This is a genomic window from Streptomyces sp. NPDC088706, from assembly GCF_044752765.1.
Classification (GTDB): Bacteria; Actinomycetota; Actinomycetes; order Streptomycetales; family Streptomycetaceae; genus Streptomyces.
The window spans coordinates 205,253-226,121 of record NZ_JBIVLW010000002.1 but is presented as its reverse complement, the minus strand read 5'-3'; the positions used below and the strand labels follow the sequence as shown (position 1 = coordinate 226,121).

Annotated in this window: 18 protein-coding genes and 1 tRNA gene; 10 read left to right on the top strand and 9 right to left on the bottom strand. The window is 74.2% G+C overall.

Annotated features, from left to right (window positions below; genetic code table 11):
* Positions 1-84: 84 nt before the first annotated feature.
* The 3 genes from ACIQAK_RS06615 to ACIQAK_RS06605 form a co-directional block, all read right to left on the bottom strand.
* The gene (locus tag ACIQAK_RS06615; RefSeq protein ID WP_366387194.1) at positions 85-1,572 is read right to left on the bottom strand and encodes a cellulose binding domain-containing protein; all 1,488 of its coding nucleotides are present in this window, start codon (positions 1,570-1,572) and stop codon (positions 85-87) included.
* 144 nt (positions 1,573-1,716) lie between these two features.
* Complete coding sequence (locus ACIQAK_RS06610; protein ID WP_366387193.1) at positions 1,717-3,156, bottom strand: HAMP domain-containing sensor histidine kinase; 1,440 nt, start codon at positions 3,154-3,156, stop codon at positions 1,717-1,719.
* Complete coding sequence (locus ACIQAK_RS06605) at positions 3,153-3,869, bottom strand: response regulator transcription factor (RefSeq protein ID WP_366387192.1); 717 nt, start codon at positions 3,867-3,869, stop codon at positions 3,153-3,155. Before ACIQAK_RS06605 ends, ACIQAK_RS06610 begins: the two co-directional genes overlap by 4 nt.
* Before the next feature lie 122 nt (positions 3,870-3,991).
* Between ACIQAK_RS06605 and ACIQAK_RS06600 the strand changes: the two genes are divergently transcribed.
* Positions 3,992-4,558 (top strand): hypothetical protein, encoded by a 567-nt coding sequence (locus ACIQAK_RS06600; RefSeq protein WP_366387191.1) that lies wholly within the window; start codon positions 3,992-3,994, stop codon positions 4,556-4,558.
* A gap of 134 nt (positions 4,559-4,692) precedes the next feature.
* On the opposite strand, the gene ACIQAK_RS06595 is transcribed toward ACIQAK_RS06600, so the two are convergent.
* Together ACIQAK_RS06595 and ACIQAK_RS06590 are read right to left on the bottom strand one after the other, a co-directional pair.
* Positions 4,693-5,601, bottom strand: coding sequence for a fused MFS/spermidine synthase (locus tag ACIQAK_RS06595; RefSeq protein WP_366387190.1), 909 nt, complete (start codon positions 5,599-5,601; stop codon positions 4,693-4,695).
* 111 nt (positions 5,602-5,712) lie between these two features.
* A complete protein-coding gene (locus ACIQAK_RS06590) occupies positions 5,713-6,177 on the bottom strand; it encodes a hypothetical protein (RefSeq protein WP_366387189.1) in 465 nt (154 codons plus the stop codon).
* Between the two features lie 243 nt (positions 6,178-6,420).
* Here ACIQAK_RS06590 and ACIQAK_RS06585 point away from each other — a divergent pair, with 243 nt between their 5' ends.
* Positions 6,421-7,806, top strand: coding sequence for a tetratricopeptide repeat protein (locus ACIQAK_RS06585; protein ID WP_366387188.1), 1,386 nt, complete (start codon positions 6,421-6,423; stop codon positions 7,804-7,806).
* Positions 7,807-7,840: 34 nt separating this feature from the next.
* Here ACIQAK_RS06585 and ACIQAK_RS06580 read toward each other — a convergent pair whose 3' ends face one another.
* A complete protein-coding gene (locus ACIQAK_RS06580; protein ID WP_366387187.1) occupies positions 7,841-8,440 on the bottom strand; it encodes a histidine phosphatase family protein in 600 nt (199 codons plus the stop codon).
* A gap of 243 nt (positions 8,441-8,683) precedes the next feature.
* Between ACIQAK_RS06580 and ACIQAK_RS06575 the strand changes: the two genes are divergently transcribed.
* From ACIQAK_RS06575 to ACIQAK_RS06545, 7 genes are all read left to right on the top strand, one after another.
* Positions 8,684-9,628 (top strand): phosphatase PAP2 family protein, encoded by a 945-nt coding sequence (locus ACIQAK_RS06575; protein ID WP_366387186.1) that lies wholly within the window; start codon positions 8,684-8,686, stop codon positions 9,626-9,628.
* On the top strand, positions 9,525-10,736 hold the full coding sequence (locus tag ACIQAK_RS06570; RefSeq protein WP_366387185.1) for a hypothetical protein: 1,212 nt from the start codon (positions 9,525-9,527) through the stop codon (positions 10,734-10,736). The genes ACIQAK_RS06575 and ACIQAK_RS06570 overlap by 104 nt, the downstream gene beginning before the upstream one ends.
* On the top strand, positions 10,727-12,370 hold the full coding sequence (locus tag ACIQAK_RS06565) for a hypothetical protein (protein WP_366387184.1): 1,644 nt from the start codon (positions 10,727-10,729) through the stop codon (positions 12,368-12,370). The genes ACIQAK_RS06570 and ACIQAK_RS06565 overlap by 10 nt, the downstream gene beginning before the upstream one ends.
* A 25-nt stretch (positions 12,371-12,395) precedes the next feature.
* Positions 12,396-13,730, top strand: a complete 1,335-nt coding sequence (locus ACIQAK_RS06560) for an AAA domain-containing protein (protein ID WP_366387183.1) — start codon at positions 12,396-12,398, stop codon at positions 13,728-13,730.
* Between the two features lie 97 nt (positions 13,731-13,827).
* Positions 13,828-14,172 carry a hypothetical protein gene (locus ACIQAK_RS06555; protein ID WP_366387182.1) on the top strand — a complete coding sequence of 115 codons (345 nt, stop codon included), beginning with the start codon at positions 13,828-13,830 and terminating at the stop codon, positions 14,170-14,172.
* 152 nt (positions 14,173-14,324) lie between these two features.
* Positions 14,325-15,014 carry a bifunctional DNA primase/polymerase gene (locus tag ACIQAK_RS06550; protein ID WP_366387181.1) on the top strand — a complete coding sequence of 230 codons (690 nt, stop codon included), beginning with the start codon at positions 14,325-14,327 and terminating at the stop codon, positions 15,012-15,014.
* Positions 15,005-15,078: transfer RNA gene (locus ACIQAK_RS06545), tRNA-Lys, on the top strand. Before ACIQAK_RS06550 ends, ACIQAK_RS06545 begins: the two co-directional genes overlap by 10 nt.
* A gap of 63 nt (positions 15,079-15,141) precedes the next feature.
* On the opposite strand, the gene ACIQAK_RS06540 is transcribed toward ACIQAK_RS06545, so the two are convergent.
* Positions 15,142-16,422, bottom strand: coding sequence for a M6 family metalloprotease domain-containing protein (locus ACIQAK_RS06540; protein WP_366387180.1), 1,281 nt, complete (start codon positions 16,420-16,422; stop codon positions 15,142-15,144).
* Between the two features lie 366 nt (positions 16,423-16,788).
* Between ACIQAK_RS06540 and ACIQAK_RS06535 the strand changes: the two genes are divergently transcribed.
* Positions 16,789-18,687: an EAL domain-containing protein gene (locus tag ACIQAK_RS06535; RefSeq protein ID WP_366387179.1), complete on the top strand. Its 1,899-nt coding sequence runs from the start codon at positions 16,789-16,791 to the stop codon at positions 18,685-18,687.
* Between the two features lie 129 nt (positions 18,688-18,816).
* Here ACIQAK_RS06535 and ACIQAK_RS06530 read toward each other — a convergent pair whose 3' ends face one another.
* Together ACIQAK_RS06530 and ACIQAK_RS06525 are read right to left on the bottom strand one after the other, a co-directional pair.
* A complete protein-coding gene (locus ACIQAK_RS06530; protein WP_366387178.1) occupies positions 18,817-19,953 on the bottom strand; it encodes an LLM class flavin-dependent oxidoreductase in 1,137 nt (378 codons plus the stop codon).
* 135 nt (positions 19,954-20,088) lie between these two features.
* Complete coding sequence (locus tag ACIQAK_RS06525; protein ID WP_366387177.1) at positions 20,089-20,853, bottom strand: decarboxylase; 765 nt, start codon at positions 20,851-20,853, stop codon at positions 20,089-20,091.
* Positions 20,854-20,869 lie beyond the last annotated feature (16 nt).

Below are 20,869 nucleotides of genomic sequence, written 5' to 3'. Positions count from 1 at the left end.
CGCGGAAAGCGGGCACGCCCCGGCCGGAGGCGGGGTGGCCCGGCCGGGGCGCGCGCGTGGGGGGCGCGGGGTGGTCGAAGAGGGCTATCCGAAGGCCGCGAACGCCTTCGTGAAGGCCAGCGGCTCCTGCGCGATCGAGCTGCACGTGGCGTCGGCGGCCGGCTTGGGTTCGCCCGGGCACGCCTTGTCCCGGGTGCCGGACCACATCGCGAGGCGGCCGATGCCCTTCTCCTGGGCGAACTTCACCACCTGGGTGGCGTCCTCGACCGTGAAGACCTCGGTGACGACGTCGTTCACACCGATCATCGGGGTCACCGCGACGGTCTTCCACGCGGCGGTGTCGGAGAGCCCGAGGACGCCCTTGAGCTGGGCCTGCGTGGCGGTCGCCGCCTGGATGGCGTACGCGCCCATGTCGTCGCTGTACGCGGGCCCGTAGTCCATCGCCATGATGTTGACCGCGTCGATCCGGACGCCGTTCTTCCTGGCGTCGGCCAGCAGGTCGACGCCCGGGCGGGTCAGCCCCTCGGGCATGGCGGGCAGGGTGAAGGCCACGTCCAGGTCCGGGTGCTTCTTCTGGAGCCGGGCGATGGCCTGGGCGCGGCGGGCGTTGGCGGCCGTGTCGGGCAGGGCCGCGCCCTCGATGTCGAAGTCGACCTTGGTGAGCCGGTAGGCGTCGACGACCTTGCCGTAGGCGGCGGCGAGATCGGCGGCGGAGGAGCAGTTCCGGGCCAGTTCGGCACCGGCGGCGCCACCGAAGGAGACCCGGACGTCGCCGCCCTTGCCCCGCAGCGCGCCGATCTGCGCGGCCAGCTTGTCGTCGCCGAGTCCGGTGACTCCGCCCCAGAGCGGGGCGCAGCCGCCGCCGGAGGTGATGAAGGCGAGATGGAACTCCTTCACGCCGGTCCTGGCGGCGGTGTCGAGGAGGTCGTAGGCGGGGTGGAGCGAGGTGTCGATGTAGGGGGCGAACCGGCCGCCGGTCTCCCCGCCGCCACCGGGGCGACCGGTGGCGGTGGGGGTCGGCGTGGGGGTCGGTGCGGTCGCGCTGGGGGACGCGGTCGCGGTGGGAGAGGCGGAGGGGGTGGGTGCGGTCGTGGGGGAGTTCGTGGGGCGGCCGCTGGGGGTGGGAGCCGGACCGCCGTCCACGGAGCAGGCGATGTCGTCGATGAGGCAGGAGGCCGGGTCGCCCGCGGTGCCGGTGGCCGAGGTGACGAAGCCGACCGTCACGGATTTCCCGGGGGCCAGCTCCTTGTCCCAGCTCGCGGGCTTCACGGTGACGCGGTTGCCCTTCACCGTGTGCTCGCCGTTCCAGAGCGAACCGATCTTCGTGCCGGCCGGGAGCTCGAACCGGAGGGTCCAGTCGGTGAGGACCTTGCCGGTCCCGTTGGTGACGACGTACTGGCCCGTGTAGCCGCCGGTCCAGTCGCTGGTCCGGGTGTACGCCGCCCCGATCGCGGCCGCCTGCGCCGTACCGGTCAGGGCGAAGACCGCCCCGCCGATGACCGCCGCGGCGACGACCGTACCGACCGCCTTGGTACGGGTGCTCGTCGTGCGGCGGTGCGTACTGGAACCCATCAACGTGCCCTGCCTGCCTCTGCGAACTGGGGATTTCCCCGGGGGGTGCCGAGAGCACGCTAGCGGCAGCGGAACGGGCAAAGCGGGCGTTGCGGACCGGAGTCGATGTTCTTAGGGCGCGCTTAAGGAACGCGTGGGGGCGGGTTAATGATCCGGTCCGGGACCGGCCGTGGCCCGGGGCTCCCTGCCCCGCTGCCGGCCCACCCGGCGGCGGTGTCCGCGCCGCCCGTGCTCGGGGCGGCTGCCGTGCAGGCCGATCCAGATCCGGACCTCGGTGCCGCCGAGCACGGACCGGCCGATGCGCAGGTCACCGCCGGTGGACTCGGCGACCCGGCGCACGATGTCCAGGCCGAGCCCGGTGGAGCCGACCGCGCCCGCCCTGGTGCCGCCCCCGCTGGTTCCCCGGGCGAGGGCCGCCTCCGGGTCGGCGATCCCGGGGCCCGCGTCGGAGACGAGGACGATCACCGCGTCGCCGCTGTGGTGGACGTCGACGGCGAAGGCGGTGCCCTCGGGGGTGTGGCGGAAGACGTTGCCGAGCAACGCGTCCAGGGCGGCGGCCAGTTCGGGGCGGGCGACGGGGATGCGTACCGTACGGTCCACTCCCGCGAGCCGCACCTCGCGCCCCTCGTCCTCCGCCAGCGCCGACCAGAACCCCATGCGTTCCAAGATCACCTCGGAGGCGTCGCACCCGGCTCCGGCGCCGGCCCGGCCGCCCTGGGTCTGCGGGCGCTGTTCGCGGGCGGTCCGGATGATGGTGTCCACCTCGTGCTCCAGCTGCTCGACCGCCGCCCGGGTCTGGTCGGCCGCCGGGCCCTCGCCGAGGGAGGCGGCGTTCAGCCGGAGCACGGTGAGCGGGGTGCGCAGCCGGTGCGAGAGGTCGGCGGCCAGCTCGCGCTCGTTGGCCAGGAGCTGGACGACCTGGTCGGCCATGGAGTTGAACGCGACGGCGGCGGAGCGCAGTTCGGTGGGGCCCTCTTCCGGGACCCGGGTGGAGAGCCACCCCTCCCCCAGGTCGTGGGCGGCGCCCGCGAGGCGCTGGGCGGGCTGGACCATCCGTACGCCGAGCCGGTCCGCGACCGCCACCGAGCCGACGATCAGGGCGACGCCGACCCCGGCCAGGATCAGCCAGGCGGTGGCGACCCCGTTGGAGACCTCGCCCTCGGGGACGAAGACCTCCACGACGGCGATGTCGCCGCTGCTGAGCGCGGTGGGCTGGAGGAGGGCGAAGCCGCCGGTGACCTCGGCGATGGAGGCGCGCCCGGCCTTGCGTACGGTCGCCACGTCCTTGGGCGTCGCACGCCGGGTGCCGATGTCCAGGGCCTTGCCCGCCGCCTGTCGCTGGGCGGGGACGTGGACGGCGAGCCGCCCCCGGTCGCCCGGTTCGGTGGAGAGGACGGCCCGGGTCAGCTCCTCGCGGTCGGTGGTGATGGAGAGCGCCGGGGCGATCATCGCGGCCTGGCGCTCCGCGTCGGAGAAGGCCCGGTCGCCGGCCATCTCCCGGATGACGAGCCCGAGCGGTACGGCGAAGGCGATGACGACCATCGCGGTGACCGCCAGACACACCTTGACCAGCGCCCACCTCATGCGGGCGGCTCCGTGGCCGGAGCGTCGGCGGGCGGCTGGAGCTTGACGCCGACGCCGCGCAGGGTGTGCAGATAGCGCGGCCGGGCGGCGGTCTCACCGAGCTTGCGGCGCAGCCAGGACAGGTGGACGTCGATGGTCTGGTCGTCGCCGTAGGACTGCTGCCACACCTCGGCCAGCAGCTCCTTGCGGGCGACGACCACCCCGGGGCGTCCGGCGAGGAAGGTCAGCAGGTCGAACTCTCGCCGGGTCAGGTCGAGTTCGGAGCCGTCCAGTTCGGCGCGGCGGCGCAGCGGGTCGATGGCGAGCCCGCCGACGCGGATGACCCGGGGCGGCGGGGCCTGGCCGCCGGCCGCGCGTGAGCGGCGCAGTACGGCGGCCATGCGGGCGGAGAGGTGCTCGACGGAGAAAGGTTTTGTCAGGTAATCGTCGGCGCCGTCGTTGAGCAGCCGGACGATCTCGCTCTCGTCGTCCCGGGCGGTGGCGATGATCACCGGCACGTCGGTGATGGACCGCAGCATCTTGAGCGCCTCGGCGCCGTCCAGGTCGGGCAGTCCGAGGTCGAGGATGACCACGTCGAAGCGGAAGTGCGCGACCTCGCGGAGCGCTTCGAGCGCGGTACCCACACTCCGTACCGTGTGGGAGGCCTCCCTGAGGTGCCGGATGAGGGCGGAACGTACGAACTGGTCGTCCTCGACCACGAGCACATTTGCCATGGGCGGCACCGTACGCCATGGCGCCGACACCGGTCCCGCCGCCGCCGGAAACCTCCGCGAAGGCCGGAACGGGAGGTACCGGAGGGGGACAGTCCAGGCCCGGGTGGTGCAGGATGTGCCGGATGCAACGAGGACTCGTACACGCGCTCGCGTGGTCGCTCGCCACCGGCGCGGCGGTCACGCTGTCGTGGTGGGGCGTGCACTCGGTCATGACCGGGACGGCGTACGACCCGCCCCGGGCCATGCCGGTCTCGGCGGGTGCGGGGACGCCGAAGCGGATCGCGCAGTCCACCGATGAGCCGCTCGCCTCCTCGACGTACCGCGTCTCGCCGTCGCCCACCCCTTCGGTGCGCAGCCGCGGCGTGAGCCCTTCACCGTCGGCCGTTCGCCCTTCCCGTACGCCGTCGAGCGCCCCGGCGAAGCCGCCCGCCTCCGCCGGGGCGGCCGCGAACTCCGGCGGGGTGAAGGGGTACCGCACCGACGGCGGCCGGGTCGTGTTCGAGCTGGGGAAGAGCTCGGCCAAGCTGGTCTCGGCGACACCGGAGCCGGGCTGGTCGATGCAGGTGTGGACGAACGACGCCTGGATCCGGGTCGACTTCGGCGACGGGGGCGGGGCGAACGGGAAGACGTACTCGGTGTTCTGCACCTGGAACGGGACGCCGCCGACGGTGCAGGTCGTCGAACCGTAGCCTTCGTCCAGGGGTCCGTAGCCTTCGTGCAGGAGTTCGTAGCCTTCGTCCAGGGGTCCGTAGCCTTCGTCCAAGGGTCCGTAGCCTTCGTCCAGGAGTTCGTCGCCCTCGTCCAGGAGTCCGTAGCCCTTCGTTCAGGAGTTCTCGAAGACGGACGGCGGGGGCGCCGGTGACGCCTTGGCCGCCGCGTCGGTGACGACGGCCGCGCCACCGGTGAAGTCCGTGAGCGCCCGTCCGTGTTCGACCCGGCCGGGGTGCGGGTCGCTCGCCACCCGGCGGGTGAACTCGGCGACCGCGAGCGGCAGGGCGGAGGCGAGCAGGACCGCGTTGCCGAAGCGGCGGCCGCGCCAGACCACGGGGTCGGCGGCGAGCGCCAGCTCGGGGAAGACGGCGGCGGCGGTGGCGACCTGGCCGCGCAGATGGGCGAGCGGGGGGCCGTCGGCGAGGTTCGCGGCGTACTGGCCCGAGGGCTTCAGCACCCGGCGCACCTCGGTCAGGAACTCGGCGGAGGTGAGGTGGGCGGGGGTGCGGGCCCCACTGAAGACGTCCGCGATGACCAGGTCCGCCCAGCCGTCCGGGAGCCTGCCGAGCCCTTCGCGGGCGTCCACCGCCCTGACCCGTACCCGGGCCTGCGGGTCCAGCGGGAGCCGGTCGCGGACGAGCTGGACGAGGGCCGCGTCGACCTCCACGACCTGCTGGGTGGAGCGGGGGCGGGTGGCGGCGGCGTACCGGGCGAGGGTGAAGGCGCCGCCGCCCAGGTGCAGGACGTGCAGGGGCTGGAGCGGGGGCGCGGCGAGGTCGATGATGTGGCCGATCCTGCGCTGGTAGGCGAAGGAGAGGTACGCGGGGTCGCCGAGGTCCACGTGGGACTGCGGGGCGCCGTCGAGCAGCAGTGTCCAGCCGTCCGGGCGCTCCCGGTCGGGTATCAGCTCGGCGAGACCGCTGTCGACACGGCCGGAGAAGGGTTCGCGCTCCACCCTGCCGCTCGGGCGGTCCTTCTTGCCCTTGCCCTTGCCTCCGGCCGGCGCTCCTCGACGTGCCACGTGCGCTGGTCCTTGCTGGTGGGGGCCCGGGATACCGGCCGCGGCGGGGTTCCGCCCGTGCACCCATTATGGGCGCGGCGGGAGTCGCGGGGCGCCCCGGTGGCACACGGCTCAGTTGCAGCCGTCGGCCGCCTTCAGCAGGCGGGCCGCCTGGGCGAGGGCGGCACGGAGTACGGCGGGGTCGGTGACGGGGGCGTCCGCGGCGGGCGGGAGCAGCCAGCCGGAGCCGACGGCGGGCGGCTCGGCGGGGATGCGCAGGCCCCGGCCGTCCGTCCGCGTGCAGGCGCTGCCCGGTACGTCCCAGGCGTCGGCGGTGCCCGGCGGGACGAGGAAGCCGAGGGTGTCGCAGGCGCCGTTGTGCAGGACCGGTCCGACGGCCTCGTGGTCCCGGCCGCGGCGGAGGATGTCGACGGCCTCCAGCCCCTGCCGGGCGGGGACGGTGACCAGGTCGCAGGACTGGTCCGCCGGCACCGGTGCGGGTGCCGGCGCCGGTGCGGGGTCCGTGGTGGGGGTCGTGGTCGTCGTCGGGTTCGTCGCGGTCGTCCGTGAGCCGGTCTCCGTGCCGATGTGCGGCAAGGGAACCCCTCCTCTCATCGCCGAACGGAGCCACACTCCGTCTCCGCATGGACCAACGGCGCGAGAGCGTCAAGGGCTACGGGACCACACCGCCGCAAAGGGTGGCACTTCATGGCGGATCACGGGCGAGATGTCCCGTTACGCACCGAAACACTGTGTGTGTTCCCCGTCACAGCAGGTACGTTCTTGCTCCGCCGGGACACCGGAAAGCAGAACCCGGCTCGCACCGGAGAGGGGTCGGCCATGGTGTCGACAGGGGCAGTTCCCAATCTCGTCTTCCGTCAGCTGCGCGGACAGCGCTCGGCAGGGGAGTTCGCGGCGGCCGTGCGCAGGGCGGCGCGGGAGATCGGTGAGCAGGTGGCGTGCGACGCCCGGTACATCGGACGCGTGGAGTCCGGGGAGATCCGCTGTCCCAACTACGCCTACGAACGGGTCTTCCTGCATATGTTCCCCGGGACCTCCCTGGCCGACCTGGGGTTCTCGGACCGCGAGAGCGTTCGGGGGCGGGGGGCGCGGGTGTCGTCCGAGCCGTCGCCGACCCCACCGGCACAGCCCGCCGTGCTGCACCGCGACACCGACCACACCGACCACACCGACGAGGAGAGCGACGTGCTGCGTCGCGTGTTCATGATGAGCGGCACCGCCACCGTGGCCGCCGCTTCCCTGGGCCTGGGCGGGGTGCCCGCATCCGCCGCCAGGATCTCCCTGCCCGCACAGCGCCGGGTCGGTGAGAGCGAGGTGGACGCCGTCGAGCAGGCGGTACGGCGGATCCGCGTACTGGACGACCGGCACGGGGCGGACGGGCTGTACCGGCAGGCGGCGCGGCCGTTGCGGGCGGCGTACGAGCTGCTGGACGCCGGGACCACCACGCGGCGGGCCACCGCGGACCGGCTGCGCGCGGGCGCGGGTGAGCTGGCCATCTCGGTGGGGTGGCTGGCCCATGACTCGGGACGCTTCGACGACGCGCGCTCGCACTACGCGGAGGCGCTGGCGACGGCACGGCTGGCGGGGGACGCGGGTCTTGAGGCGCACGCGTTCTGCAACACCTCGTTCCTGGCACGGGACGCGGGACGGCCGCGCGAGGCGGTACGGGCGGCCGAGGCCGGGCAGCGCGCGGCCCGCACGCTGGGCTCGCCCCGGCTGCTGGCGCTGCTCGCGCTGCGGGAGGCGGGGGGCCGGGCGGGGCTCGGGGACCGTACCGGGTGCGACCGGGCGATCGGGCGGGCCCGGGCGGCGTTCGAGCGGGGGCCCGCCGGGGGTGATCCGGAGTGGATGAGCTTCTTCCGGGAGGCGGAGCTGGAGCTGCTGGAGGCGCAGTGCTGGTCGGCGCTGGGCGACTGGTCCCGGGCGGCGCGGCACGGACGGCGGGCGGTGACGCTCCAGGACGCGCACTTCACCAGGAACCTGGCGCTGTACCGGGCGCAGCTGACGGGGGACCTGGCGCGGGCGGGCCGGGTGGAGGAGGCGGCGGCGACGGGCCACCAGGTGCTGGACCTGCTGGACCGGGTCCAGTCCTCGCGCCTCCGGGGGATGGTGGCGGGGGCGGTACGGGTGCTGGAGGCCGGGCGGGGTGGGGTGCCGGCGGCGGCCTCGTTCCTGACCCGCCACCGGGAGTCCTTGCCGTCCTGAGGCCCTCCGCCGAGGGGGGCGGCTTCGGACGGGCTCAGAGGCTGTCCAGGTGCCCCGTGTCGTTCCAGCGTTCCAGCGCCGGCAGACCGTACGCCCACCCCAGCACCGACAGCGACGTCGGCTCCAGGCGGATGCGGGCGCCGAAGGACAGGTCCTCGCCGAGCCACCGCGCGGCGAGGGCGCGCAGGATGTGGCCATGGGCGAAGACCAGCACGTCGCGGTCGGCCGAGCGCGCCCAGCCGACCACCTCGTCCGCGCGGGCGGCGACCTCCGCGACGCTCTCGCCATCCGGGGCCCCGTCACGCCAGATCAGCCAGTCGGGCCGGTCCGCCTTGATCTGCGCCGGGGTCAGGCCCTCGTACGCCCCGTAGTCCCACTCCATCAGCGCGTCCCACGCCTCCGCCCGCTCCCCGAAGCCGGCGATCTCGCACGTCTCGGCGGCCCGGACCAGCGGACTCGTGCGGACCTCGACCCCGGGCAGCCCGCCCCACGGCGCCCGGTGCAGCCGCTCGCCCAGCAGTTTCGCGCCCTCACGGCCGGTGTCCAGGAGCGGGATGTCCGTCCTGCCGGTGTGGTTGCCCTGGACCGACCACTGGGTCTGGCCATGCCGGGCGAGCAGGATGCGCGGTGCCATGAAGGCTCTCCCTGGAACGGTGGTGCTGGGCCTTCCATCATCCCGCACCGGCCCGGCGGGCAACCTCCGGGGCGGCGACGGCGTCCCTCCCTGCGCAGTCAGCCGCCGCGGGTGCCGGAGCCGTGACGGGGGCAGGCTGCGTACGGGACGTCCGCAAGGGGACCCCCGGGGGAGCCGGCGGCCGCCGCCGCCGTACGGTTGAACGTTCGTCGTCGGCCGCATGGACATGGGGAGAGCTACCGGATGCCGCACGCCACCGCGCCGCCCGCGACCGGTCATCGACCCCGCTGGTGGACGGAACTCCCACTGATCGCGGTGGTGTACGGCCTGTACTCCCTAGGCCGCCTGCTGGTGCGCGGCGACGTGACGACGGCGGTCGACAACGGGCTGGCGATCCTCCGGTTCGAGCAGGCGCTCCACCTCAACGCCGAGCACCCGCTGAATCGTCTCTTCACCGGCACCCCGTCCCTGGGCATACCCGCCGACTTCGCGTACGCCTCCCTGCACTACCTGGTCACCCCGGCGGTCCTGGTCTGGATGTTCCGGCGCAGATCGGCCGCGTACCGGGCGGCCCGGGTCTGGCTGATGAACTCGACCCTGCTGGGTCTGGTCGGCTTCACGCTGATGCCGACCTGCCCGCCCCGGCTGCTGGACGCGAGCCACGGCTTCGTCGACACGATGGCGCAGTACAGCGCGTACGGCTGGTGGGGCGCCGGCGCGAGCGCCCCGCGCGGGCTGAGCGGGATGACCAACCAGTACGCGGCCATGCCGAGCCTGCACGTCGGCTGGTCCCTGTGGTGCGGCATCCTGCTCTGGCGGCACGCCAGGCACCCGCTGCTGCGGGCTGCCGGCGTCGCCTACCCGTTGATCACCGTCATCGTCGTCATGGGCACCGCCAACCACTATTTCCTGGACGCGGTGGCCGGGGCCGCCGTGATGGGGCTCGGCGCCCTGCTGGCCAGGCCGGTCACGCGGCTGGCGGACCGGGTGAAGGGGCGTCTGGGGGCCTTCTCCGCCACGGTGCGTACCGCCTCCGAGCCGGTGCGGTCCCCGATTGTCAGTGCCGGATGCAAGACTTCCGCGGGTGAGCGAATCCCCGGCCAGCGGACCTCCTCCGCAGATTCCCCCGACGCGGCAGCCGACGGTGCGAGCGCCTCGGCCGACGACGCTCCGGCAGCGGCTCGCTGAGCTGCGCGGCCCCTCCGTCGCGCCGCACCCGCTCGACGCCCGCGCGCTGGCCGCCCTCGCCGCCAACCCCGGCTGCAAGCGCCGCGCCCTGCTGGATGGCGCCGGGGTCGACAAGGGAGTGCTCGCCACCGCTCTCGGCTCCCCGGCCCCCTTCGGCCAGTCCCAGTTCGCCTTCATGCGGGGGAACGCGTTCGAGGCCAGGGTCAAGGCCGACGGCGGAGCGGAGCTGCTGCGCCTGCTGTACGAGCGGCTCGGCGACGGCTCCCCCGCCCCGGACCAGGACGCCGCCACGCCCGATCTGAGCGCGGCCGGCCCCGAGGGCCGGGCCGCGCGGACCGCGCTCGCGCTGCGGGAGGCCACGGCGGCGGGGGGCTGGGCGCTGCTGGACCACCCGATGCTGGCCCTGGAGGTGGCGGGCTCCCCCGCCTATCTGGAACCGGACGCGGTGGTGGTGCACCCCGACGGCCGCTGGACCGTGGTCGAGATCAAGTCGTTCCCGATGATCGACACCTCCGCCGACGCCGCGAAGGTCGGCGCCGCCGCCCGGCAGGCCGCGGTGTACGTGCTGGCGCTGGAGCGGGTCGCGGCGGTGACCGAGGGCGCCGAGGTCGGCCACCGGGTGCTGCTGGTCTGCCCGAAGGACTTCTCCAACCTGCCGACCGCCTCCGTCGTCGACGTACGCAAGCAGCGCGCCGTGACCCGCCGCCAGCTGACCCGGCTGACCCGCATCGAGGACATCGCCGAGGCGCTCCCGGAGGGGACGACCTTCGACCCGGCGTGCTCGCCGCAGGAGCTGGAGTCCGCCGTCTCCTCCGTCACCGCCGCCTACGCACCCGAGTGCCTGGCCGCCTGTGAGCTGGCCTTCCACTGCCGGGCGCGGTCCCGGGCCGAGGGGGCCGTGGAGACGCTCGGCCGGAGTGTGCGCGGTGAGCTGGGCGGGCTGACCACGGTCGCCGGGGTGCTGGCAGCCGCCGCCGGCAAGGAGGGCGACCCCGCCGACCCGACCGTGGCCGCGCTGCGCCGGGCCGCCGCCCTGCGCGCCGACGCCCTGGAGAGTGCCGCGGCCCTGCGTGCCGAGGCGCTGGAGGGTGCGGCCGCATGTCGCTGATCACCACGCTCGCCCGGCTGGAGGCGGTCGACTCGGGCCGCGCCCAGCCGCTCGCGACCGTCCGCCACCGCCACCTCACCGACCGGCCGCTGGTGCTCGTGCCGCTCACCACCGCCGGGGAGGCCGGGGCGCCGCTGGGCGCCCTGGTCGGCACGGACCGCGAGGCGCCCCGGCTGCTGGTCGTCGCCCAGCCGCGCGACCGGGACCTGCGGTTCGCGTTCCTGGCCGAGCTGGCGGAGGCGGTGCTCCCGCACATCGAGGCGTACGCGGACGTGGTCGAGCCCGCCGAGCGAGGGGGCACCTCCCGGCCGAAGGCGGGGGGAGGGACCGACCCGGCGACCGACAAGAAGACCGAGGTCGAGGTCGAGCTGTGCACGGACGCCCCGCAGCTGATCGTGCCGAGCCGGGCGGGCATCGAGTTCGTCCGGCTGCTCGGCCGGTCGATGCGGTTCCGCCGGACCGCCGAGGACGACCCGGAGACGCCGTACCCCGCCCCGGCGCGCGTCCCGCTGCTCGGCCGCTGGCTCACGCACTACGGGGAGCGGGCCCGGGTGCCCGGCTCCTCGCTGCTGCTCGCCGCCACGGACCTGCTCAACCGGCACTGGGCGACCGGCCAGAGCAGCCTGGAGGACCAGCACCTGGGGGCGCTGCTCGCCTGGATCGACCCGCCGGGGGACGCCTCCGGAGCGGAGGCCGCCCTCCGGGCCGAGCTGGGCCGCGACCAGGACGGGCAGCTCCTCTGCCCGCCGGCCGGGCCCGCCACCGACCCGGACTTCGACAACCGGCTCCTCGCCCCCGCGATCGAGCGGTACGACCGGGCGCGCACGGCGTTCGCGGCGGCCGAGGACGGGCTCGCGGCGGACGGGCGGCTCGGCGAGTTGAGCACCGCCGAGCGCGAGATCCGCTCCCTGCTCGCCGACGTGACGCTGCCGACCTGGGACAAGGTGTGGCGGGGACTCGACCTGCTGCGGGAGCTGCCCGAGGGGTCCCGGGCCGAGGACCGCTGGACCCGGGACCGCTGGTCGTTCACCGCCCACCGCGACCGGGTCCGCTCCGGTGAGCCGCCGCAGCCCAGGCGGGACGACGCGGTGACGGCCGCACAGAAGCTGGCCTCCCGGGAGACCGCGCAGGCCCGGCTGGAGGCCCAGGAGGCCTTGGACGATCCGCTGGTGCTGGCGGGACGGCGACTGGCGGGTGAGGCATTCCTCGCCACGGTGACCGGCGTCGAGATGGCGTACACGGAGTCCAAACGGCCGTCCCCGCGCCCGCTGGTCACCCTCCGCACGGATGAGCGGCCGCAGCTGGGCGAGCGGACCAAGGTGTACCGCTCGCTGGACGGCAAGCCGCAGACGGCGGAGTTCGTGCGGTACGCCTCCGAGGCCCCGGAGGACGGCGAGATCCTGCTCGTCCTGCGGATCATGGACCGGATGGGCCGGGGCAGGGAGCCCGCGCCCGGTTCGCTGCCGGAGGCCGGGGAGCGGATCGCCTGGACCCTGTTCGAGCACGATCAGCGCGGCGGACCGAAGCTCCCCGACCCGGAGGAGACCCCGTGGACCCACGGCGGCCCGCCCGGCGCGGACGCCGCCGTCCGCGCGGAGCGCCCCGACCCCGTGACCCCGGAGGACCTGCTGTGACGACCGCCATCTGGGAGGACCTGCTGTGACCGTCGTCTTCGACCCCGGTGCGGAGGCGGCGCGGGCGACCGGGGCGATCCTCGACGACACCCTGCGCGGCAGTGCGCGCGGCATCGTCGTGGACTCCCCGCCCGGCGCCGGGAAGTCGACCCTGGTGGTCCGGGCGGCCCTGGAGCTGGCCGCCGCCGGGCACCCGCTGATGGTGGTCGCGCAGACCAACGCCCAGGTCGACGACCTGGTGGTGCGGCTCGCGGAGAAGGAACCGGAGCTGCCGGTGGGCCGGCTGCACAGCAACGACTCCGACCCGTACGACAAGGTGCTCGACGGGCTGGACAACGTGACGAAATCGGCGAAGGCGGCGGACCTGGCCGGGCTCGACGTGGTGATCTCGACGGCCGCCAAGTGGGCGCACGTGAAGAACGTGGAGCCGTGGGGGCACGCCATCGTCGACGAGGCGTACCAGATGCGCTCGGACGCGCTGCTGGCCGTGGCCGGGCTGTTCGAGCGGGCGCTGTTCGTCGGGGACCCGGGTCAGCTGGACCCGTTCTCGATCGTGGGCGCGGACCAGTGGGCCGGGCTGAGCTACGACCCCTCCGCGAGCGCGGTCTCCACGCTGCTCGCCCACAACCCGGAGCTGCCGCAGCACCGGCTGCCGGTCTCCTGGCGGCTCCCGGCGTCGGCGGCGCCCCTGGTGTCGGACGCGTTCTACCCGTACACGCCCTTCCGCAGCGGTACGGACCACGGGGACCGCAAGCTCTCCTTCGGGGTGGCCTCCGACGGGTCGGGCCCGGACCGGGTGCTGGACGAGGCGGCCGAGGCCGGGTGGGGGCTGCTGGAGCTGCCGGCCCGGCACACCCCGCGCACCGACCCCGAGGCGGTGCGGGCGGTGGCGCTGGTGGTGCGGCGGCTGCTGGACCGGGGCGGCGTCGCCACCAGTGAGCGCGCCGAGGAGCCGGTGCCGGTGACGGCGGACCGGGTCGCGGTCGGCACGGCCCACCGCGACCAGGCGGCGGCGGTGCGGGCGGCCCTCGCGGAGCTGGGCGTCACGGGGGTGGCGGTGGACACGGCGAACCGGCTCCAGGGCCGCGAGTTCGACGTCACGGTGGTCCTGCACCCGCTGTCGGGCCGCCCCGACGCGACGGCGTTCCACCTGGAGACGGGCCGCCTGTGCGTGCTGGCCTCCCGCCACCGGCACGCCTGCGTCGTGGTGTGCCGGGAGGGGGTGGCGGACCTGCTGGACGAGCACCCGTCCACGGAGCCGGTGCAGCTCGGCGTCACGGTGAAGTTCCCCGACGGCTGGGAGGCGAACCACGCGGTGCTGGCCCACCTCGGTGAGCACCGGGTGCGGTGGAAGCCGTGAAGAAGCCGTAGCGCGCGCAAGGCCGGTGGCCCTCTTGCGCGGGGTTGGACAATGGGGGGTGGCCGCCCGGAGAGGCGCCCCTAGGGAGGAACAGCACATGACACAGTCCGAACGGAACGAACGGCAGCGGCTGCGCCCCGCGCCGCTGCTCTTCGAGCCGTCGGAGGCGGTGGCCGACCCGGAGCACTTCTTCGACCTGGAGTCGATGGACGACCCCCGTGAGCTGCTGGCCCGTGCGACGGAACTGACCCAGGCCTTCCGCGCGGCGACGGACCGGTCGGTGGAGTTCCAGGCGATGGCGGCGGCGCAGCTCGCCGATCCGCGCCGGTTCGACCGGCTGACCGCAGCGGATGTCGCGGAGCGCGCGGAGTGGACCGAGGACTACGCGAAGAAGATGATCGAGTTCGGACGGTCCCTGCTCGACGCGTCCTCCACCGGCTGACGCCGGGCGCCCAAGGCGTCGGGGGCTCTCAGGCCGAGGGTCAGGTCCGTTGGCATATTACGGCGGGCAAGATACTCCCTCCCCTTCCGCCCTGTCCCGGTTTTCGGCAACTCTCGGAATCGGATCCGTCACTCCCGGTAGACCTTTTCTCCATGAGCGCTTGGCTGAAAGACCAGACGACCCTGCAAGCCGGCGGAGCCGCCGCGTCCCGCGCCGTCGACATCTTCGCCCTGCTGCGGGACCAGACCGGAGCGCAGGCCGCCCAGGTGACCGCCGCCGGTGCCGCCTGGCTGGCGGGGGCCTCGGCCTACCCGCGCTCCACGCTCGCGCGGTGGAAGGAGCGCCCGACCTCGCCCGGGGTGCTTCCCTGCGGCTCCCAGTTCGACGTCGTCAACGTGCCCGCGCTGTTCGGGCGACGGATGCTGGAGCAGCTGTGGGCCGAGGGCCCCGGCACCGGTCCCGTGGCCGTGCACCGGGGCCGGATGCTGCTCTTCGCCGCCCCCGGGACGGCCCAGCGGCTGCCCTCGCTGCTGGCCTGGGAGGAGTGGGGGGCCGGCGGCGGCGAGGGGTCGCGCACGCCGCGCGGTGAGGTGCCCCCGCTGCTCTGTCACGGCACCGGCGACGCCGTCACCGTACCGCCGCTGACCTGCCCGTCCGGTGGTTCCGGGCCGCGCTGGCTGGTGGCGCCGGACACCCGTGGTCCGTGGCTGCCCGGACCCGATGTGCTGCTCTGGGCGTGTGTGCGGGTGAGCCGGGCGGCGGCGTCCCAGGGGGCCGGTCATTCGATTTTTCCTCGGGCGGATCAGGGTGCTAATGTCTACGACGTCAGCAGGCGCCGTTAGCTCAGTTGGTTAGAGCAGCTGACTCTTAATCAGCGGGTCCGGGGTTCGAGTCCCTGACGGCGCACCGACGGAAGAAGCCCCTCGCGGAAGCGGGGGGTTTCTTCGTGTGCCGTGGCCACGGCACGGTTCAGACGCCGGCGGTGATCCGGACCGTCCAGGAGCCGGACGGCGTACGGTCGGCGACCTCCACGCGGGTGCGTTCGCCCGGCACGGTGTAGGTCTCGCCCTCGGTGAGCGGGGCGTCGGCGAGCGCCGGGTAGACCGAGCGGTCCCAGCAGGCCCCGGTTTCCGGGTGGGTGTCCACCACCTCGACCGGGCCGCCGCCGGAGGCCTTCCCGCTGCGGACCCGGTAGATCAGGATGCCCTCGGTGCAGGTCCCCCGGTCGTTGCCGGTGGCACCGCGGGCCTCGATCGCCAGGACGCTGTCCCCGCCGGTCCGCACGACGGCGAGCCGGGTCCCGATCGTCCCGCCGGGCACGGGCGCGGCGGAGACCGGCTCCAGGGTGAGGTCGGCCGCGCCCTGGACGCAGACGACCTGGGGCCCGTCCAGCCAGCCGAGCTTCCACTTGTGCCAGCCGAACAGGTCCGGGGCCAGACCGAACTGGCTGCCCATGACGTCCCAGTCGCCGACGTAGGTGTCCCAGTCGCCCTTGCCGTCGGTGGGGCGGTGGTAGAGATCGGCCAGGTCGAAGACGTGCCCGGTCTCGTGGGCGAGGACGTTGCGGTCGGGCGGGTGCTGCTCGAAGACGGTGACGACACGGCGGATGTCGGTGCCGTCGGCGCGCAGCGGGCGGTCGAAGTTGACGACCTTGGTGGCGTCGGAGTCGACGCCCGGCGCGTCGGGGTCGGCGACCAGGTAGACGATGTCGTACGCCGAGAAGTCGACGTCCCCGTCGGCGGCGGCGATCGCGTCGCGGAGGTAGGCGGTGCGCCGCCCGGCGTCCCAGTCGCGCTCCATGCCGTACCAGGTGGAGGAGCGGGGCATCCGCGTCCAGCTCCGCTGCGGGTGCGGGCGCAGGGTGAACCGGCCATAGCTGGCACGTTCGAAGAAGCGGGTGGTCGAGGGGAAGTGGTCGGCGGTCAGCAGTCCGGGGGTGAGGACGGGCTCGGAGTCCGGGAACGAGAGGAAGATCATGACCGCGTCGAGGCGTCGGACCGGCTGGGGGTAGGCCGTGTTCCAGCTGTCCACGCCGAGCGAGTGGTGCGCCGCCGTCCTGGGGAGCGCGCACGGGGTCGCGTCGCGTACGGCGGCCACGGCGGGGCCCGCGACCAGCGAGGTGGCGGCGAGCGCCAGGAGGGAGGTCAGGGCGGCCGCCAGACTGCGCAGCTTCGGCCGCTCCGCTTCCTCGGGTCCGGGCTCACGCTGCACATCGACCTCCGGGTGGGGAACGCGGTACGTCCCGTCCACCCTGTGCCGTTTCCTGGTGATGCGCCCTGTTGTGCTGCCCCACATGGGTCACATGGGCCACACGGGTCACGGCGCCGGGACCCGACCAACACCACACCCCAGACCATTACGGAACGTGACCGACGCCCCAGGCCGACCGTCCGATGCCACAGAAGCGCGCAGAAACCATCAGGGGCGGGCAAAGCGGAACGGCGCAGACCGGCCGTTCCCGATACCCGTGGCCGGATGCGAGCTGGAACGCCCGACGCGCCACCCTCTATGCTTCACCACGCTTTCCCGCGTGGCTCGGGCCCCTTCACGGGTTCCCCACCCGGTGTGCTGTCCGACCCCACCAGTTCACGACAACCTTCACAGCGGGAGCGAGCGGTGAGCGGAACCTCCGAAGGGCCCGGGGCCCCGGCGGGCACGTCCCCGGACGCCGTGGACACACCGGTCACGGAGCGTCATTCGGCGGGGTCTACGGCACGCCCCCCGGAATCGCTCCGGAGCGCCGCGGACGCCGCCGCCACCGAGCTGCGCGACCACCGGGCCGCCTTCAACGCCGCCACCCTGCCCATGGCCGTGGTGGACGGCCGGGGGCATGTCGTCCGGGCCAACGACTCGCTCGGCGGGCTCCTGGGCACCACGCCCGGGGCGCTGGCCGACCGCCAGGCGTGCGAACTGGTGGACCTCGCCTCCGACGACCGGACCTGGCACGCCTACCGCGAGGTGCTCCAGGGCCGCCGCTCCCGCTTCCGCTGCACCCGCCGCCTCAAACACCCCGACGGGCGCACCCTGTGGGCCGAGGTCACCGTCGTCCCCATGACCGGGACGTCGGCGGCTGAGCCCGCGCGGGTCCTGCTGGCGGTGGCGGACATCAGTGACCGGCGCGAGCTCCAGGACCGGCTGCGCCACCTCCAGATGCACGACCCGGTGACCCGGCTGCCCAACCGGACGCTGTTCTTCGAGCGCCTCTCGGTGGCCCTGGAGACCCCGCCGTACCAGGACGACACGATGCTCCCCCGACACGGCCGGATCGGGCTCTGCTACCTGGACCTGGACGGCTTCAAGGCCATCAACGACACCCTGGGCCACCGGATCGGCGACCGGCTGCTGGCCGCCGTCGCCGCACGGCTCACCGACTGCGCCGAGAACGACGCGAGCCGCAACCCGGGCGGCAGCCGGCTGGTGGCGCGCCTGGGCGGTGACGAGTTCGCGATCCTGGTGGAGGACTCGGGCGGTACGGAGGCTCTCACGGAACTGGCCCGTTCGGTCCTGGCCGCCCTCCAGCACCCCTTCGACCTGGCCGGGCAGCGGCTCTCGGTCTCCGCCTCGATCGGCGTGGTGGAGCGGCCGGTCGCGGGTACCTCGCCCACCGGTCTGATGCAGGCCGCCGACACCACGCTGTACTGGGCGAAGGCCGACGGCCGGGCCCGGTGGACCCTTTTCGACCCCGAGCGCAACGCCCACCGGATGACCCGCCAGGCGCTCTCCTCCACGCTCCGGCCCGCCGTGGAGCGCGGTGAGTTCACCCTGGAGTACCAGCCGCTGGTCGGCATGGCGGACGGGGTGGTGCGCGGGGTGGAGGCGCTGGTGCGCTGGAACCATCCGCAGTTCGGCGTGCTGTCGCCGAATCGGTTCGTCGGGATCGCCGAGGAGGACGGCTCGATCGTGCAGCTCGGCCGGTGGATCCTGCGCACGGCGTGCCGGCAGGCGCGGCGCTGGCAGCTGGACCACCCGGACGAGTCGGCGCTCTTCATCAGCGTCAATGTCGCCGTGCGCCAGGTCTGGGACTCCGACCTGGTCGCCGATGTGGCGCAGATCCTGGGCGAGACGGGTCTGGCCCCCGGGCTGCTCCAGCTGGAACTGACCGAGTCGGCGGTGATGGGCTCGGGGGGACGCCCGCTGCGGGCGCTCCAGGCGCTGAGCGACATGGGCGTGCGGATCGCCATCGACGACTTCGGGACCGGGTATTCGAACCTCGCCTACCTCAGCCGGCTGCCCGTCTCCGTACTGAAGCTGGACGGGGCGTTCGTGAAGGGCTTCCGGTACGAGGACGGCACGCACCCCAGCCCCGCCGACGAGACGATCGTGGAGGCGATGGTGCAGCTGGCGCACCGCCTGGGCCTGACCGTCACCGCGGAGTGCGTGGAGACGGCCGGGCAGGCGGAGCGGCTGCGCCGGATCGGCTGCGACACCGGACAGGGGTGGCTGTACTCCCGGGCCGTGGCGCCGGAGCTGATCGCGGCACTGATCACGGCCCGGCCGGCGGCCGAACAGGCCTGACGCCCGGGCTGCGGTCCGGAACCAGGCGGGTCGGCGGCGTGTACGGAGTCAGGCGGGTTCGGCAGCCCGTACGGAATCAGGCTGCCGGCCCGCCCGTGCGGAGTCAGGGCGCCGGCAGCCCGTACGGGATCAGGCCGTCGGCAGCCCGTACGCGTCCGCGATCAGCTCGTAGCTGCGCAGCCGTGCGTCGCCGCCGTGCGCGTTGGCGGTGATCATCAGCTCGTCGGCGCCGGTGCGCTTGGCCAGGTCGTCCAGGCCGGTGCGGACCTCGTCGGCGGTGCCGTGGATCACGTTGGCGAGCCAGCCCTCGACGAACTCCCGCTCCATCGGGGAGAAGTCGTACGCCGCCGCCTCCTCGGGGCTCGGGATCAGCCCCGGCCGCCCGGTGCGCAGCCGGACCATCGACAGCGCGCCGGTCAGCACCTGGCGGCGGGCCTCGCGCTCGTCGTCGCAGGCCAGCGCGGAGACCCCGATCAGGGCGTACGGGGCGTCCAGCACCGCGGAGGGCCGGAAGGAGCTCCGGTACAGGTCGAGCGCCGGGATCGTGTTCTGCGCCGAGAAGTGGTGGGCGAAGGCGAACGGCAGGCCGAGCATGCCGGCCAGCCGGGCGCTGAAGCCGGAGGAACCCAGCAGCCAGACGGGCGGCCGGTGCGCGGACTGCACCCCGCCGGGGGCGGTCGCCTGGACCGGGCCCGGTACGGCGTGGATGCGGGCGTACGGGTGGCCGTCGGGGAAGTCGTCGTCCAGGAACCGGATCAGCTCGCCGAGCTGCTGCGGAAAGTCATCGGCCCCTTCGTTCAACCGGTCGCTGCGGCGCAGGGCGGCCGCCGTCGCGCCGTCGGTGCCGGGGGCCCGGCCGAGACCGAGGTCGACGCGGCCGGGGGCCATCGCCTCTAGGGTGCCGAACTGCTCGGCGATCACCAGCGGGGCGTGGTTGGGCAGCATCACGCCGCCGGAGCCGAGCCGGATGTGCTCGGTGTGGGCGGCGATGTGCGCGAGGATCACGGCCGGGGAGGACGAGGCGACCCCGGGCATGGAATGGTGCTCGGCGACCCAGTAGCGGTGGAAACCGCGGCTCTCGGTGAGCTTGGCGATCTCCACGCCGGTGCGCAGGGCCTGGGTCGCGGTGCGGCCCTGGCCCACGGTCACCAGGTCGAGCACGGAGAGCGGTACGGGGGCCGTCCCGGCCGCGGTGGCCCGGATGCCGCCGCTGTCGCTTCCGCCGTCCCTCGCGCCGCCCGTCTCGTCGCCTCGGATCTCGTCCACGTGTCGGCCCTCTCCCGGTGCTGCTCGTCGTACGTATCGGAGGCGTACAACAGGAGGATGGCTCCGGTTATTCCTGGGCGGTGATTCCGGGACGGGCCGTCGGGGCCTCGGCAGCCGCTCCCCGGGCCGGCGGGACTACTCCCGCACCTCGATCCCCTTGGGCTCCACCGTCCCCGGCGCCGGTCGGCGGGCGGCGAAGAGAGTGCCGAGCGTCGGGGCCCAGATCCGGCGGTCGCTCAGCCGCAGGCCCTCCCAGACCGTCACCTGGTTCGCCGTGAGGACCGGCTTGCCGAGCGCCTCCTCCAGTTCGGGGATGAAGGCCGCCGTGTGCAGGGCCGCGTCCGGGAGCAGCAGTACCTCGGCGTCCGGGTGGTCCGCGGCGAGCGCGAGCTCCTTGACCTGGTGCGGCTCCCACGCGGCGACCTCGGCGGCCGTGGCGACACCGGCGCTGTGGGCGGACACCACCTCCGTGGCGCCCGCCACCAGGAACTCCGTGAAGAACGTCGTGACGTCCTCCGGCCAGGCGGCCGCGACCGCGACCCGGCCGGCACCCAGCTCCCGTACCGCGTGGACGAAGCCGAAGGCGGTACTGGACGCGGGCAGGCCCGCGCTCCGGGCGAGCGTGGCGATCTGGTTGTGCGCGCCCGCCCAGCCGTAGACGAAGCTGCCGGCGGGGCTGGCCCAGACGAGCGCCTCCGCGCCCGCGAGGCGCAGCTCCTCGACGCCTTCGGCGAGCCGGTCCGGTGCCCCGGTCTCCAGCAGGGTGCCAGGCCGGTGGACGTCCTCGCCGGCCTCGGTGGAGAACAGCGGCAGCCTGATGTCGGTGTCCAGCGTGATCTCGATCCGCGGGAAGTCGTCCTCGGCGGCGTGACCCGGGTAGAGAAGTCCTACGGTCGTCATGTTCACCCATCCTTCG